Source organism: Bacillus sp. iso_77 (genome assembly GCF_056173625.1).
Window position 1 is genome coordinate 1603799 of record NZ_CM149683.1, and the last position, 16316, is coordinate 1620114.

A 16316-nucleotide genomic window follows, 5' to 3' on the forward strand; every position below is an offset into this window, starting at 1 on the left:
TAACAAGGATCGAAAAAGTTGTAAAAAAATTCCGTTTTTTGTTGAAAAAGAGCAAAAGGCTGGTGATGGATTGAAACAAATCGACAAAGATTCAAAGCAGCTATGGCGTGTATATTTATGGACACTCTCATTTTTAAAGCCTTATACAGGTAAAGTGATTCTAGTCATTATGAGTGGATTCGTTATTACCTTGAGCGAACTCATTATACCTAAATTTATTCAATACTTTATTGAAACGATTTTGCCAGCAAAAGACTTTTCTAAAATGAATGGATTATTGTTAGGCCTGACTGGCTTGATAGCACTTGGTATTATACTGACAGCTGCACGAAATTTATGGCAAAGAAAATTAATCGAACAAGCCTCAAGAGATTCACAATTTGCTGCCTTCCAGCAAATCCGTCAACTCGGTTTCTCATACTACGAACAACATTCTGTTAGTGAAACACTCTCCTTTGTTAACACACAAACACGAGCTGTACAAGAAATTTACAGACGCTACTTCCCACAATTTATCAATCAGACACTATTTATCGCCATCTCACTATACTTTATGATACAAATTTCTATCTTACTCACTCTCATCATCATTCCAAGTTTTATTCTCTACTATATCTTTGGACCTTGGCTTGAAAAAAAGGCAACGATCTACGGAAGACAAAGTGCAGAAGGTTTTCGCACGTTGCAAACAAAATTATACGAAAGTCTTGCTTCAATGGAAGAGCTTAGAATTTTAGGTTATATGAATTGGGACATGGAGCGGATTCAAAAGCTGCATGAACAGGTCCGCCAAGATCATGAAAAAAATGTTTTTTTTGCTTACTTACGGGGAAGCAACCGCAGGCTCACTTATTATATTGGTGCTCTAGCTACATTTGCTCTCGGCATCTACCTTGTAAATAATGGCCAGCTGACGACAGGCGGTTTTGTGGCATATATACTATATTATTTTTCAGCAATGCATATGCTTACTTCTATTGTCACACTTCTAACAGAACAACGAATCTTAACCTTTCAAATTGAACCTTTATATCATTTTATGAAAAAAACACCCGATATTAGAGAGCCTCATCAGCCTATGCTGCTTGATCAAGTCGAAGGCGATATCGTGTTTCATGACGTTGATTTTCATTATCCCAATCATCCTCCTTTATTAAAGGGGATGAATCTACATATTCGGCGTGGTGAAAAAGTGGCGCTTGTCGGTACGAGCGGTGGAGGGAAAACATCGCTTCTTAAATTAATTGGACGCTTTTATGACCCCTCATCTGGGATGATTACACTTGATGGAGTTGATTTGCGCTGTTTATCTACTAGTCAAATAAGAGGTGCGATGGGGTTTGTTTTTCAAGAAACGTTTTTATTTAATATGAGTGTAAAGGACAATATTCGTTTTGGAGATACAAGTCTTTCAGATCAACAGATCATTGAAGCCGCTAAAAAAGCAGATTGCGACTCATTTATAAGAGAACTAGAAAACGGATACGACACCATACTTGGGGAAAGAGGATTAAAACTATCTGGTGGTCAAAAGCAAAAGATCGCCATTGCCCGGCTATTTGCTAAGAATCCAAGTGTTGTATTACTCGATGAAGCAACAGCATCTCTTGACAGTGTCAGCGAGCAAAAAGTCCAGCAGGCATTACATCAAACATTTAAGGAATCTACTGTCATTGCAGTCGCTCATCGTTTATCTACTGTAAGACATTTTGACAGAATTATTTTGATAGAAGACGGTCGTATGTTAGAAACTGGACATTTTAATGAATTGATGAGAAAAAAGGGACATTTTTATCAATTGGCGTCTGACCGCTCAGAAAAGGAGGCAGGTGTAACATGAGGAAAAATTGGCTGTTTCTTTTGATCACAAAGCAAAAATGGATGCTCATCCTCGCTCTTTTACTCGTTTTGATTGAAGCAGCAGCTAATTTAGCCATGATTGGGCTGCAAAAGTGGCTCATTGACGATGTCCTTTTGAATAGCGGAAATCAACATTTCCCCCATATCTTGATGCTGTTTGCCATCATTTTTCTTGTCTATGTTGTCATGTTTGTCGCCAGCCCATATGTGATGCACAAAAACTACCTTACCATCCACCATTCATTACAGAGAAAGATGTTAGATCAGCTTCAGCAAGTATCGATGAGATCATATAAAATTCATCCAGTCAGTTATTATCTACACAAGCTTAACCAAGATGTAAAGACAGTCGCTGTCACAGCTGCTTTACATATACCGAAGATTGTACAAACCATTTTTATGGCCGTTGTTTTATCGATCATTTTACTATCTGTGAGTCCTGTATTATTTTTCTTGCTTCTTTTTGCAAGTACATGTTATTTCATTGTCGGTAAAAAAATGGCGAAAACGGCAACAAACATCGCAAAAGAAGTGCAAGAGAGAAAGTCGATCTATTCGTGCATGTCGAAGAAGGAATTTCTTCTACAAGAGAAGTGGTTGCATTTGATCGACGTAAATGGGAAATCGGTTTGTATGAAAAGCTATTTAACAACATGATGGATCGTGTCATAAAAGAAGGTAAGTTTCAAAATAAGCTTCTATTTTTAACAGAACCATTGAAATGGTTTGGAATACTATCTGTGCTTGTGTTTGGCACATATCAAGTAGCAGCAGGAAACATGTCAATCGGCTTGTTTGTCGTCATTTACCAATATGCTTCTCAATTAATGAAAAGTTATCAGGAGTTATTCCAGTATGTATTTGAATTTTTCCAGCAGCGTGCATCTGTTCATCGAATTGCAGAAGTACTGCAAATAGAAAACGAAGAAAAAGGAACGAAGCGAATACATTCTGTGGAAGATGTGGTGTTTGAAGATGTTTGTTTTTCTTATGAACAAACATCTAAAGGGGCTTTAAACGACTTGAATCTTCATATTCAAAAAGGAAAAAAAGTGGCCATTGTTGGAGCGAGCGGCAGCGGGAAATCGACTATCTCAAAGCTGGCACTGGGACTTTATCAACCGGATAGCGGAAACATTTTAGTAAATGGCGTTGAACGATCAGAGATAGAGCCATCTCATTTCTTAAAACGGGTAGCCGTTGTCCCGCAAGAACCCTATTTCTTCCCAGACACCATACGCCTCAATCTCATCATGGGGTTAACTGATATTACTGAAGAACAACTTGAACAGGTTTGTGAGATTGCACAAATTCTTCCCTTCATTAAAGGACTTGAAAAAGGATTTGATACAGTCATTGGAGAGAGGGGAATCTCCTTGTCAGGGGGACAGCGCCAGCGTTTAGCTATCGCTAGAGCGCTTTTAAAACAGGCTGATTTTCTGATATTAGATGAGGCGACATCGGCCCTTGACCGGCAGACAGAAAGGCAGGTTCAAAAAGGGATAGACGATGCAAAAGGAGGAAGCACATTGCTTGTGATTGCACACAGATTATCGACCATACAAAATGCAGATATGATCTATGTACTTGAAGACGGTGCCGTTCAAAGCTGCGGTACTCATGAGGAGCTGATGGAAGCCTCCTCGCATTACCGCTCTTTATTTATGGCGCAGGTCATCACAGCGTCTTAGTCAGTTTGGTTTTGACCAAAGTAAAGAGTCGATCTAAGGTGCGGAAGTGGTCAGGGTGTAATTCTTCGTCTTCAAACGCAATGTGAAAGGTGTCCTCTAATGAAATAACAAAAGAGACAATTTGGACAGAATTTAATCCTAAAGCTTTTAAACTATCATCAAGGCCTGGCTGCTCAGTGAGCGACAACTTATTCATCACAAGTTGGACAATTTTTTCTTCAACTTCTGTTCGTGTCAGTTCATTCATGTCGTGGCTCCTTTCTAAAAGATTAATATATGTTATATTTTGGTGGATTAAGGAGAAAATTGCAATTGTTTTTATCAATCTATCATAAGGGGTGGCATTCATTGTCATATGTAAGCTATCAAAAAAATAATGTTCGTGTGGTATTAGGGGCAGATGAATCAGTTCAGAATTTAGTCATCAGTAAAGTACATCCCTATGTTGAGTGCAGCAAAATAACAGACAGACTTGAAGGAGACGTTTGGACGATTTTAACCAGCAAATATGCACAAGACATTCAAACAGAAGTGCCACTTGAAGAAGTCTTTTATCAAACCAAGATGGAACCTCGCTGCCGCTACCTGTATCACGGAGAGAAGAAAGTCGTTGTAATAGATGAACCAAAAGATGTCAGATGGACAGCACAACACGCACTGCGTTTAATAAGAGTATTGCTTCGCCTTTTGTGTTATCAGGATGGACTTGTCTATTTGCATGGCGGCATGATGGAGATGAATCAAAAAGGGATTGCACTAGTAGGCGGATCAAGAGCGGGCAAAACATCCACCATTTTATCCTTGTTATCCTTAACCGATGCAACGTACATCACAAACGATGATATAGGGATTTCATATACGAACAACGAGTACAAAGGAACTGGTTGGCCGAGATCTATGAGTATTCGGAAAGATTCTTTTGAAGCCATTGAAAAGCTTGGTACACCATATAGACTTCAAACATCGAGTCACCCATTTAATGAAGATGATAAGAACTATCATTTTGTCTATCCGGAGGAATTAGAAAAATGGTTTTCACGTGAAGTCAAAACAATGGGGAAAATTGATGTCATGGTGTTTCCTGAGTTTTTACCTCATGGGCAAACGGGCGCCACACTTTCGAAAATCAGTTCACATGAAGCAGCGGAACGTCTAAAGGAGCACGCAGTCATCAATCCTGGAAGACATAATGAGTTCCTCTTACCATATTTCACTTTACCGACACCCGAAGCGCTAGAACCATTTCTTGAACATCTAGCGGAAAAGATCCCTTGTTATTCATTAAAACAGGCATTTACTTCTTTAGAGAAAGGAACCTTTCTCATTCAAGAGCTTCTTGAACAATCCGATATGGTCGTGTAAGACGTTTTGGAGGTGAGTCATGGTTGAGCAGGAGTATAAATATTTGTTGTCACAAACAGATTTTCAACACATCTACAACATGTTAAGTCAAAATCATCAACCCACTTATTTAATGAACTTCAATTACTATTATGACACCTCAGATTTTTTATTAAAACGATATGGCTATACCGTACGGGTCCGTCAAACCAGCGGCAAACGAACACTTGAGATCAAATGTCCCAGTCAAACGTCTGGTTATAAAAGAGTAAGAGAAGAAAAGTCATTTCCTATTGAGGATCTACCGCAAAAACTAGATGTACAGAACATCGTAACGTCTTTACCTTTTACAATGACTGAACAGCCAGAGTTGTTAGGACTATTGGTTACTGAACGAACTACCTTTTATATCGAGACAGGCATCAAAGTGGATCTGGATCAAAGCAGTTATCTTGGCATCACAGATCATGAATTAGAAATTGAATATGACAGTGAAAAAGCATATGAGGCAGCTCAATGGTTTCATAGACTAACGGATGATTTGGACATACCAGTCAATCGAAAAGGGAAACGCTCTCGATTTATCACTAGATTTAAGTCACTATACGGGAAGGAGTAATCCACATGCGGGCTGTTTTGGATCAATCCACTCTCTCAAATGAAGAGAGGCTACTATTACTTGGCTCACGTATTCAATTAAATGAAAAAGAAGAAGAGTTGATGAGAGAGGTATTAAAAGACGGCATCGATGTACCTCAATTGATTGGACTTGCATCAAGACATAAGGTGCTTCAACTGATGACGCCTCATTTGATTCGCCTTGATGATGAAAAAAAAATCACGACAACTTATAAATTTTTACTTCATTATCATTATATCGGGAATCGTCAAAAAAATATGGAGAGATTCAAGGAATTAAAGCGTCTCTTACAAACATTTCGAAAAGCAAAGCTGAAAGCAGTCCCTCTTAAAGGAGCCATTTTAACGCCTCTTGTTTACAAAGATTATGGACTCCGAATGATGTCAGACATTGATTTCTTAATTCATCCAGATGATCGAAAAAGAGCTTCTTCATTGCTTAAGGAGGAAGGGTTTATCATCGGTAAATATGACTGGGCAACCGATCAAGAAATACCGATTTCTCGAGAAGAAGAAATGATGTGGAGAATGAATGCCGGGAATCTTTATTCACATATTAAACGGAGCGGAGAAGACTTTTTGAAGGTTCACCGTGTTGATTTTTCATACGATGTTGAGCTGAAAAAAAACTACGACGCGACAAATGCCTTGCTAGATGCTGCTAATGAAAAGTCATTTTTGCAAACGGATACTTATATGCTTGAACCTTTAGATTTTCTCATTCATCTTGCTTTCCATTTATACAAGGAAGCAACAAATGTGCAGTATGTCTATTTACATGCAGATCTCAATTTGATTAAGTTTTGCGATGTAAGGGAGTACGTCAAGTTTGCTGAAGAGCAAAACCAACTTGATTGGCATGCTTTGCAAGCAAGAGCGAAGGAATTAGGGGCCGAAAAAGCACTTTTTTACACGTTTACGTTTGTAGATTTATTGTATCAAACGAACTATATCGATCAATTGCAGCAGTTAGACATGAGTGACCAATCGTTCTTAGAAACCTATGGAGAAAATGATTTTGGTTCTTCGAAAATGTGGAAAAAATCTTTTGTTGAGCGTTTTTTCAGCTTGGATAATCGTGATGAGCTTGAAGAGGAGCCTGTCGTACAGCTGTTCCCTGAAAGGCAGTAGCAAAATGAAGAGGAGGATTCTATATGGAGATAAAAGCGCTTTTTGAAAAGCCAAAGAACGATTTTCCTTATGAAAAATCATTTGTGTTTGCAGGTATTCATTTTCACATTTTATCAACCGAATCGCTGGCAATTGAAGATATCGAACATTATATCCCGAAAGAACCAGACAGCCATGTGGGGGATATGCCTTCACAGATTGATATAAGGTTCATCATTGATCCTGAGCTTGAACAGTCCGTTCGTAATGCGTGCTTTCAAAAGGGTGAAACGATTACAGCAAAAAGGAAGTTTACTTACAAACGATTGAAATTAGACGATCAAGTATTGTTTGCCTCGCATGAAGGTGACGAGCCGCACAGTGTGGCGGTCTTTAAAGGGCGTTATGCTGTGATTGGAAAAAACAATAATGAATCTGCGATACGCTGTCCACTGCGAATCGTTCGAGAAATTGCCCTTAGAACATTAGAAAACCAAGGTGGATGCTTTACGCATGCAGCGGCTGTCTCTTTTGAAGATGGCCAAAAAGGAGCGCTCATTATTGGCGATAAAGGTGCCGGGAAGTCAACCACTATGTGGCAGTTTTTGCATCATGGAGGAGCAGATTTTATCACAAACGATCGTTCCATTTCAGTGCTTGAAGATCAGGAGCTTACTGTGTATGGATGGCCGATGTGCTTGGCGCTTGGAGTAGGAACCGTCCAAGCCACAACAAATATACAGGAACTGAAAAACAAAAAATTCAGCCGGTCTCAAGATAAAAGAATATGGGATGAAACCATATCAACAGAGGAAGAGGCAAAAGAAAAATGGGCGAGCGGCTGTAAGTTTGAAATTACACCAAAAGAAGCTGCTGACATGACAGGAACAACGATTCGGAGCTCTACGAAAGTAAATATGGTGATTTTCCCTTCACTCAAAATAGGATCAGGTGAGATCAGGCTTGTACCAGTAAAAAAAGATGATCAGAGAGCAAAAGATATCATGGTCGCCAATATAAGAGAACCAGAAGATCCTGACTATTTAAAAGGCTGGCTCGGCCTTCGGCATGTGTCAGATACCTTTCTGGAACAAAAGGCATCTGAGCTGATCCATCATTTATTCAATATGCCATGTTTTTATTTAGAGGGTGATCCGCGGTATCTGCAGGACGCGATTCCAGATTTATTAAACAAAAAAGTGAGTTCCATTTAAAGAGACGATTGTCTAAACATTCGTTTGAGCCGGTCTTCACGCTTTTTCATCTGTTCGTGATCTGCTGGCAGCATGATTTGAAAGAGCATGTCGGCAATCGGCCGTGCGAGCCTTTCGTCAGAGTTTAAGAGAATGCAAACACCTAATTTACGCTTTGGAATGAAGCCAATATAGGAGGTGAAGCCTTTAATTTCTCCGCTATGTTCAGCTAAGGTGAATCCGTTAAAAGGTCTCAAAAACCATGAAAGACCAACACCTCTAGTGAAATCTTCTTCAACCATAACGGGGCTTTGCATTTCTTTTAGCGAATGCTGATGAAGCAGACGGTTTCCGTCGTATTGAGCTTGAATGAATCGAATCAAATCGTCTGCTGTAGAGAATAGTCCGCTTGAACCGTCCTCCCAAGATGGTGTTTCAGCACTTGGATAAGATATGCCGGAAAGACCAGAGGAAGAAAGGGTATACCCTTTGGCTGTCGAAGCAGTTTCAATAAATCCAGTTTGCTGCAAATCGAGCGGTTCTAGTATGTGGGTATGCATTAATTCTCTAAATGGCTGTTGACTCACTTTTTCTAGTACTTTACTTAAGATTGAATAGCCAAGACTGGAATAATTGATGATAGACCAAGGCGGTGTAAAAATAGTCAGTATTTCCATGCACTGAGCTAATGTCATATCTCGCAGATGAGTTGCTTTATCGAGTATTTTGGGCAGGCCTGAGATATGAGAGGCAATCATTCGGAAAGTGAGTGGAATTGGTTCAGATATGTGACTTTTTATGAAAGATAGTAAAGGTTCGTAAGTATGAATAGGCTCATCGAGTTGAATCAATCCTTCCTCTCGTATTTTCATCATGACCATTGCAGTAAAAGGCTTAGTCACAGAACCAATTCGAAAGGTTGTGTCTTTTGTAACAGGGGTGCCGCTTTCAATATCAGCTAGGCCCTCATGCCACGACCAAATGTGCTTATCTTCATGAGAAATACAAATAGAGCAGCCAGGAATTTGATGTTGATTCAATAACTTCTTAATATCAGTGGTTGTATCTTGCAAGCGTTGTAGGATCGATTCATTGATCAAAATAGACACCTCTTTCATACAGAATATATATATATTACCAAATGTTTCATGTTGTTTTAAGGTAAAGGATCAATATTTTTATATTTTAAAAGAGAGCGGGCGATTGATAATGAAAACAATTCAAAAAACCATTCTTGATATTTTAAAAGGCGATGGCCAGGATATCGAACAAATTCCATATGAGCTTGTAGAACGTAAAGGAGTAGGGCATCCAGATACGATGTGTGACGCCATCGCAGAAAGAGCTTCTCAATATTATTCTCAATATTGCATGGAGCATTTCGGCAGAGTAGCACACCACTGGTTTGACAAAGTGATGCTTCTTGGTGGAGATGCTGATGTAACGTATGGGAAAGGAACAATGGTCAAACCTTATCAAGTTGTGTTTGCTGGAAAAGGGGCATACGCATACGGTGATGAGCCGATTCCTCTTAAAAAGATTCTTTTCGATGCAGCCAAAGATGTGTTATCAGAGGTGACGACCGGATTTGATGCTGACGAACATCTCGTCATTGACTGCCGTATTGTTGATCATCAAGGGGCAGGCCGTAAAAATTCAAGATATCGTCCGATGGTTGAAACAGACATGATCGAGATCGGGAATCCAAAGCTTGTTTCAAATGACTGTAATTTACTGCATGCTCATGCCCCGTTAAGCCGTCTTGAGAAACTCGTTCTCTATACAGAGCGTTATGTGAATGGACCAGAATTTAAAAAGGTGAACCCAGATACCGGCTGGGATGTGAAAATATTTGGAAGCAGACGTCATGAAGATTTCAAACTCATAGTAAACATGCCTTTTCTAGCAAAAGATATTCATAGTCTTGAGGAATATTTTGCCCGTAAAAAAGAGTGTCAGGATCAAATTGCTCGCTATATTCATGAAACGTTAGGACTTACCCCTGATCTTATGCTGAACGCAACAGATCGCAATGGTCGCCCGTACTTAACAGCACTTGGTTCTGTAGCAGATACAGGCGATGTAGGTGTTGTTGGAAGAGGAAATCGATTAAATGGACTGATCACCCCAATGCGGTCTATGAGTATTGAAGCGCCGGCTGGTAAAAACCCGCTTGATCATACAGGGAAATTGTATGGAGTGCTCGCACAACGATTGGCGGATCAAATTTTTGAGACCATTCAAAAGCCAACAGAAGTGCATATCTTTACTTCAAAAGAAGCACCGCTCCACAACCCTGATGAAATTGCCGTCCGTATTGAACAGTGGGATGGAAATGAAGTGGATAGAAAGAGAATTGAAGACATTGTCATGAATGCGGTTCATTCGATGGGCGATGTGACAAAAGATTTAATTTTTAAAGGCGTGACAATGTGGTAATTAGGATGAAAGAAAAAGTCATTGATGCCGTTCATGCATGTATTCATACAAAAGAACCCATGGCAGTGACCATTCATCCATATGAAATTGAAAAACACCAACAATTGAATCAACATCATCTTCTATTGATGCTAAAGCCTGAATTAACCAGTATCCACAAAGGTGTACAGCTTGATCGAATACTAGATGAACTTTTCCTACGCTTAGATAATCATGATATAGAAATAGGAGCCGTGCGCGTTATATCATCCTTATATTTGAAAGAAAAGAAAATAATAGAAAAACAATATGGGATGCTGAACAAAATCTCTAAAAACGGTCTGAGTGAATTGTCAGATACGGCAAAAAAGATGCTGTTCTTTAAATATCCAGAGTTTAAACAGAAGGAACATTTCATATATGGAGGCCATCAATTTTTACAAAAGTACGAAGAGCTTACGCCATATGGTTTAGAGCTTCTTACACGGAACATGAAGGTGGACAAGCTAGGTGCGGGCACATACGCCATAAAGGCCGAGGTGGATGGAGAACAGATGCTTCTGCTCAATTCATTCCACCCTTGTCAAATTGAGTGGTTCACTGCACCTGCAAAGTCTATTATCGTCATGGAATGTTTTTCAAAGAAGCCCATGAGGATGTTAAGAGAAGACTTTATCGGTGCAACGGACCCTAAAGAGGCAAAAGCAGGTTCTTTTAAACACATGCTGCTGTCGGAGCAAAAACAGTTTGGTTTAACGAACGTGTGTACTCGATTTAATGGCATTCACCTGTCACCAGGACCTGTAGAAGCAATGGCGGGAATGATTCACTATTTTCGTACACCTGAAACAAGGCTGACTCCCGCACATACACTTTTTGGCCAGTTGTTAAAGAAAAATGGCTTTTCGGAGGAATCACTAGATCTGTTATGTGAAGATGTGTCCATTCATTCAAGCGAAGTACCAGTATTTGAATTAACTGAAAACCTCAATTGGGATGAATCATTAGATCTGTTAACAAAAGTGAGAAACGACATTCAAAAGCATGAACGTGTTCTGTAACAGGGGGGAACCACTTGAATAATGAAGGAGCTAGCCAGCGAATATGGATTGTTGGTCCACCTGGATCTGGAAAAACGACCCTTGCCCATCACTTGAAACAGGAATTCATGTTACCTCACTATGAGCTCGATGCCCTATTTTGGCAAGCGAACTGGAAAAAAACAGATCGGAAGTTGTTTATCGATAACGTCCATGAAGTTGTTAAACAAAAGAAATGGGTGATTGATGGTCAATATTCATCTGTTCACCATATCTTGACTGAATATGCTGATACGATCATATGGCTTGATGTGAAGAGAAGGAAGACATTCCCCCGTCTCATGAAAAGGACGTTCAAGCGGCTCATGACAAGGGAAAAACTTTGGAATGGAAATAAGGAGCGAATAGGTAATGCGCTCCAATTTTTCTCATATGCCTTTCATGTGTATCCAGAGGTGCTCCATCAAAACGAGAAGCTTTTTCATAAATTAAAAAAAGAATCACGTGTGAAATGCCTGCGCATAGACAAGCAGGAAGCAGCAGATCTGGTACTTAGGAAAATCAAAAACCTTTAGAAAAAGGGGTGAGGACATGATGAAATCTGATGATGCTGATAATGTCCTGAAATATTGGTTTTCGGAACAGCCAATCCGCTTAACACCTTTAAACGGAAGAAGCCCTAATGAAGGCTGGCTTGTAGAGGATGCTAAAAACCGCTTTGTCTTAAAAAAATGTGCGAGAAATCATGATGCAAAGTGGCTTCAATATTTAGAAGATTTAACAGATGCTTTGCTTGATCATGGTTTCCCGATTCAACCAATGATAGAGGCAGAGAACGGTCGTAAAACCATTTTATTCAAAGAACATTTTTGGCAGTTGCGGCCCTATTTTGAAGGAAGGCCATATGAAATGGGAAATCGTTCAGATGAACAAGAAGCCATTCGGGTATTAAGACAACTTCATTCATTAAAGAACTTACCGAAAGGGCCTGTGAACCCAAACTGTGAATTGAAAAACTGGATAACTTCACCGGACGAAACACTGGATAAGACGGCAAGTGTATTAAAGAAAGTCGTTTCTTCTAAAAAGGCTGCTTCTTTGCTTAAAGTGTATGAACAGGAGCTGATGAATGTACTCACGCTGCTAAATCCTAGTCTGTATGAGGCATTACCACATGCTGTCACACATGGTGATTTTCATTCTGGCAACCTGCTCATCCGTCATAAGAAGCTCGCCATGGTTCTTGATTTTGATACAGCAGGTTATAGACCACGAATTTATGATGCAGCCATATCTGCTTTTTTGTTAACGAGAATCAAGCGGGGAACATTTCAACTAGACATTGTGAAAACGATTCAATTTTTAAAGGCATATGCCAATGACTTATCTGAAAACGAGTGGCGTTCTATATCTGGTTTTATCAGACTTTTATATATTCCGACAGGGCGGTATTTAACACTTCTGCATACTTACACACCTCACTTATTGAACTGGTATATTGATTGGTCCTTGGAAGCACTAGAATCTGCATCAAGCCAGCTGAAAGAAGAATGGTATCTCCAAAAGGAGATGAGGATTTGAAGGTTGCTGTTGTCACTGGTGGAAATAGAGGCATTGGAAAAGAAGTGTGCAGACAGCTTGCGCAAGATGGCATGCTTGTCATTTTAACAGCACGGCAGATTGAAAATGCTGAATTAGCTGCTTCTGATATAAATGAGCAGGTTGTGCCATACCAGCTGGATGTGACAAACGAAGAGTCGGTTGAACGTCTGTCGGCTTTTATAAAGGATTCGTACGGAAGAGTGGATGTGCTGATTAATAATGCGGGAGTCTTTCTTGACAACATAATGGATGACGCCTTTCCATCTTTTTTAGATCTTCCTGTATCGACACTTCAAGAAACGATGAATGTCAATGTGTATGGCGCAGCCAGAATGACCAAGGCGGTTTTCCCTTACATGAAAGAGGCTGGATATGGACGAATCGTCAATGTATCTAGCGGCATGGGAAGGCTCTCCGCCATCTCCGCTTCAAACGATGTTAGGCGTGACGGAAAAAGCGGTCCTTACTACAGGATGTCAAAAGCGGCTTTGCACGTTCTGACAAAAGTCACGGCTTTAGAGGGGGCGCCATTTTCTATTCTTGCGAATGCGGTTTGTCCTGGCTGGGTACAAACGGACATGGGGACATCAGAGGCTGTTAAAACTGTTCAGGAAGGGGCATCAGGAATCGTATGGGCGGCACAGCTCCCCCGAGATGGACCAACAGGAGAGCTACTAAGAGACGGTAAAAGACTTCAGTGGTAAGAGGAGGCAGCTACATGCGAGGGATGAAAGAAAAGACAGTGATTGTGACAGGCGGGGCGCAGGGGATTGGATATGCGGTCGCAGAACGAGCAGCACAAGAAGGTGCGCAAGTCGTCATTGCTGATCACCATGTAGATTACGGATTAGCAGCAGAAAAAAGGCTCAAAGAAATTGGATATGATGTGTTGTTTATAGAAGCTGATATTGCTGATGAGGCAGCCATTGTCTCAATGGTAGAAAGAACAGTCGATCATTTTGGGAAAATTGACATGCTTGTGAATTGTGCAGCCGTTTTTATCATGCGTGGCCTTGAAGCTACTGTTGAAGAATGGCGGCGCATCATGGACTTAAATATTATGGGGCAAGCCCTATGCGTCAAACACACGTCACCTTACATGGAAAAAATAGGAAAAGGATCCATTGTAAATATTGCCTCCATTTCAGGTCATATTGCCCAGCCGAAATATTTAACATACAACGCAACAAAAGCAGCCGTTGTGAATATGACGCGATGCATGGCAATGGATTTGGCGGATGCAGGTATTCGTGTGAATGCAGTGAATCCCGGTACGGTGTGGAACAAAAATAACGAACGATTTCACTTGGAAGAACTTGGGTTGACAAGAGAGCAAGCAAATCAGCACCCTGATATTGGAGGGATGCACATGTTAAAACGAACAGCTGATCCAGAAGAGATCGCATCTGCTGTCATCTTTCTTCTCTCTGATGAAGCGAGTTTTATCACAGGAGAAAATCTAATGGTTGACGGCGGCTATACTGCCATGTAGAGGAGTAAACATTTTGATGAAATTTGATCTGCACACACATCATCAGCGCTGTGGTCATGCGGAGGGAAACATCAGAGAATATATCGATGAGGCTGTTAAACTAGGTCTAGAATGTATCGGAATATCGGATCATTCCCCGTTTTTTGGTGAAGAGGCCGATCATTTTAAACCATGGGTAGCGATGGCAAAGAGTGAATTTCAATCATATGTAGAGGAAGTCCTGCAATTGAAAAAGGAATATGAGGGGAAAATTCACGTGCTATTAGGTGTTGAATCTGATTATTTTCCAGAACACGAAGCCCTCTACCGAGACGTGTATCGACATTATCCATTTGATTATATCATTGGCTCGGTTCATGTCAGTAATGGATACGATCTATTCAACCGGAAACGCTGGGAACGAATCACAGAGCAACAAGCCATCATTGAAAAAGAGACGTATTACCAGTTGATTAAGATGTCTGCTGAGAGTCAAATGTTCGACGTTTTAGGGCATATTGACGCCTTAAAAGGTTTTTATCCAGAAATTGCTCATCTCAAAACAGAAGCTGTCGATGATGCACTAAAAGTCATTGCGGAGAGTGGTTCTGTGATTGAAGTGAATACCTCTGGCAAAACAAAAGACTGCGGAGGCTGGTATCCATCAATGGATCTATTAGAGCGAGCCAAATTTTATGGTGTGGATGTCACGTTTGGCTCAGATGCTCATCAGCCCGCCCGCGTGGCAGATGATTGGCTGAAAGTGAAACAAACGCTGAAGGAATTAGGTTACCAGGAATGGTGTATTTTTCAATCTCGTCAAAAGCGAAAATTGGCTCTATAAATTCATAAAAAAGGGGTTATGAAAATGACAAAAGTTCGTGTAGCAATTGCAGGAGTAGGATCATGTGCGTCAAGTATCGTTCAATTTGTTGAGCTGGCTAAGGAAAAGAAAGATACGCTCTCTGGTGTTATGCATGACGTGATTGGAGGCTATCAGTTATCTGATGTCGAATTTGTTGCAGCTTTTGAAGTAGATCAAAATAAAGTCGGAAAAGACTTATCAGAGGCCATTTTTACTAAACCAACAGCTGCAGTGAAACATATCGATGTTCCGTTTTTCCAAGTAACCGTCGAAGCAGGTCCGTTATGTGATGGACTTGAAGGAGATTTGTCCAACTGCATTCAACCACATGAACATTCACTGAATATGAAAACACATGATGTGACGCAAAGGTTAAAAGATGTTCAGGCAGATGTACTCGTCTGCTTCTTACCAACAGGTTCGTTTGAAGCAGTTCGTGTGTACGCAGAGGCGTGTGCACACGCTCAAACAGCCTTTATTAATGCGACACCTGAACCGGTGGCAAATGATCCTGAGTTTGTCAAAATGTTTGAAGAGTCGGATACCCCGCTCCTTGGAGACGATTTAAGAAGTCACTTAGGTGCAACCACACTGCATACAGCCTTAATTGAACTTTTAAAATCCCGCGGGATTGATATCACCAATACGTACCAACTAAATGTTGGAGGCAATACGGACTTTTTAAACCTAGCCAACCCTATGAGATCAACGAGTAAGCAAAAATCGAAGAGAAAAGCATTGTTCGCTTCAGGTATTGATGCCAGTGAAGTGGCAGCAGGTCCAAATGGTTATGTCAGCTATTTAGGGGATCATAAGGTCTGCTTCTTGCGATTAGAAGGGAATTCGGTTTTAGATTCTGACATTTCACTTGAAATTCGTTTACAAGTAGAAGATAGTCCGAATTCAGCTGGTGTCATTGCGAATGCGATGCGTGTTGCAAAAGCAGCTAAAGATATGAATCATAGCGGTGTCATACATGACGTCTGCCCATTCTTATTTAAGAGTCCACCAATTGGACAAGTCGATTCAGAATCATTACGTTTGTTCAATGAATATGTGGCAAATGCTGAGCTGAAAAAGGTGTAA

Annotated in this window: 16 protein-coding genes and 1 pseudogene; 15 read left to right on the forward strand and 2 right to left on the reverse strand. The window is 40.4% G+C overall.

Going from position 1 to position 16316, the window contains the following annotated elements; all coding sequences use genetic code 11:
- Nucleotides 1-70: 70 nt before the first annotated feature.
- The 3 genes and pseudogenes from AC0VYC_RS08135 to AC0VYC_RS08145 all read left to right on the forward strand — a co-directional run bounded on the left by AC0VYC_RS08135 (nucleotide 71) and on the right by AC0VYC_RS08145 (nucleotide 3551).
- The gene (locus AC0VYC_RS08135; RefSeq protein WP_340959631.1) at nucleotides 71-1840 is read left to right on the forward strand and encodes an ABC transporter ATP-binding protein; all 1770 of its coding nucleotides are present in this window, start codon (nucleotides 71-73) and stop codon (nucleotides 1838-1840) included.
- 95 nt (nucleotides 1841-1935) lie between these two features.
- A pseudogene (locus AC0VYC_RS08140) lies at nucleotides 1936-2636 on the forward strand (ABC transporter transmembrane domain-containing protein); the annotation flags it as partial.
- Nucleotides 2637-2687: 51 nt separating this feature from the next.
- Nucleotides 2688-3551 (forward strand): ABC transporter ATP-binding protein, encoded by an 864-nt coding sequence (locus AC0VYC_RS08145; protein WP_475390029.1) that lies wholly within the window; start codon nucleotides 2688-2690, stop codon nucleotides 3549-3551.
- Here the strand turns inward: AC0VYC_RS08145 and AC0VYC_RS08150 are convergent.
- Nucleotides 3538-3798, reverse strand: coding sequence for an acyl carrier protein (locus AC0VYC_RS08150; RefSeq protein WP_041507289.1), 261 nt, complete (start codon nucleotides 3796-3798; stop codon nucleotides 3538-3540). The two genes, AC0VYC_RS08145 and AC0VYC_RS08150, sit on opposite strands and share 14 nt — an antisense overlap.
- Before the next feature lie 101 nt (nucleotides 3799-3899).
- Here AC0VYC_RS08150 and AC0VYC_RS08155 point away from each other — a divergent pair, with 101 nt between their 5' ends.
- From AC0VYC_RS08155 to AC0VYC_RS08170, 4 genes are read left to right on the forward strand one after another with little or no spacing between them, the layout of a single operon-like run.
- Nucleotides 3900-4913, forward strand: a complete 1014-nt coding sequence (locus tag AC0VYC_RS08155; protein ID WP_475389870.1) for a hypothetical protein — start codon at nucleotides 3900-3902, stop codon at nucleotides 4911-4913.
- A gap of 19 nt (nucleotides 4914-4932) precedes the next feature.
- Complete coding sequence (locus AC0VYC_RS08160) at nucleotides 4933-5511, forward strand: CYTH domain-containing protein (protein ID WP_096881410.1); 579 nt, start codon at nucleotides 4933-4935, stop codon at nucleotides 5509-5511.
- Between the two features lie 5 nt (nucleotides 5512-5516).
- Nucleotides 5517-6662, forward strand: coding sequence for a nucleotidyltransferase domain-containing protein (locus tag AC0VYC_RS08165; RefSeq protein ID WP_144678813.1), 1146 nt, complete (start codon nucleotides 5517-5519; stop codon nucleotides 6660-6662).
- Between the two features lie 23 nt (nucleotides 6663-6685).
- Nucleotides 6686-7855 carry a phosphoenolpyruvate carboxykinase (ATP) gene (locus AC0VYC_RS08170; protein WP_144678812.1) on the forward strand — a complete coding sequence of 390 codons (1170 nt, stop codon included), beginning with the start codon at nucleotides 6686-6688 and terminating at the stop codon, nucleotides 7853-7855.
- Here the strand turns inward: AC0VYC_RS08170 and AC0VYC_RS08175 are convergent.
- Nucleotides 7852-8934, reverse strand: coding sequence for a serine hydrolase domain-containing protein (locus tag AC0VYC_RS08175; protein ID WP_335350596.1), 1083 nt, complete (start codon nucleotides 8932-8934; stop codon nucleotides 7852-7854). The two genes, AC0VYC_RS08170 and AC0VYC_RS08175, sit on opposite strands and share 4 nt — an antisense overlap.
- Nucleotides 8935-9043: 109 nt before the next feature.
- Between AC0VYC_RS08175 and AC0VYC_RS08180 the strand changes: the two genes are divergently transcribed.
- Genes AC0VYC_RS08180 through AC0VYC_RS08215 form a run of 8 tightly spaced genes read left to right on the forward strand, consistent with a single transcriptional unit; the run spans nucleotide 9044 to nucleotide 16316 of the window.
- Nucleotides 9044-10273 (forward strand): methionine adenosyltransferase, encoded by a 1230-nt coding sequence (locus AC0VYC_RS08180; protein WP_178930150.1) that lies wholly within the window; start codon nucleotides 9044-9046, stop codon nucleotides 10271-10273.
- Between the two features lie 5 nt (nucleotides 10274-10278).
- On the forward strand, nucleotides 10279-11313 hold the full coding sequence (locus AC0VYC_RS08185) for a hypothetical protein (protein ID WP_335350595.1): 1035 nt from the start codon (nucleotides 10279-10281) through the stop codon (nucleotides 11311-11313).
- A 14-nt stretch (nucleotides 11314-11327) separates the two neighbouring features.
- Complete coding sequence (locus tag AC0VYC_RS08190) at nucleotides 11328-11867, forward strand: P-loop NTPase family protein (protein ID WP_475389874.1); 540 nt, start codon at nucleotides 11328-11330, stop codon at nucleotides 11865-11867.
- A 16-nt stretch (nucleotides 11868-11883) separates the two neighbouring features.
- Nucleotides 11884-12873, forward strand: a complete 990-nt coding sequence (locus AC0VYC_RS08195; RefSeq protein ID WP_212360354.1) for a phosphotransferase enzyme family protein — start codon at nucleotides 11884-11886, stop codon at nucleotides 12871-12873.
- Entirely contained in the window at nucleotides 12870-13598 is a 729-nt protein-coding gene (locus AC0VYC_RS08200; protein WP_041507281.1) for an SDR family NAD(P)-dependent oxidoreductase, read from the forward strand. Before AC0VYC_RS08195 ends, AC0VYC_RS08200 begins: the two co-directional genes overlap by 4 nt.
- A 14-nt stretch (nucleotides 13599-13612) precedes the next feature.
- On the forward strand, nucleotides 13613-14386 hold the full coding sequence (locus tag AC0VYC_RS08205) for an SDR family NAD(P)-dependent oxidoreductase (RefSeq protein ID WP_058337328.1): 774 nt from the start codon (nucleotides 13613-13615) through the stop codon (nucleotides 14384-14386).
- A 16-nt stretch (nucleotides 14387-14402) separates the two neighbouring features.
- Complete coding sequence (locus AC0VYC_RS08210; RefSeq protein WP_041090464.1) at nucleotides 14403-15209, forward strand: histidinol-phosphatase; 807 nt, start codon at nucleotides 14403-14405, stop codon at nucleotides 15207-15209.
- A gap of 24 nt (nucleotides 15210-15233) precedes the next feature.
- Complete coding sequence (locus tag AC0VYC_RS08215; RefSeq protein WP_048001544.1) at nucleotides 15234-16316, forward strand: inositol-3-phosphate synthase; 1083 nt, start codon at nucleotides 15234-15236, stop codon at nucleotides 16314-16316.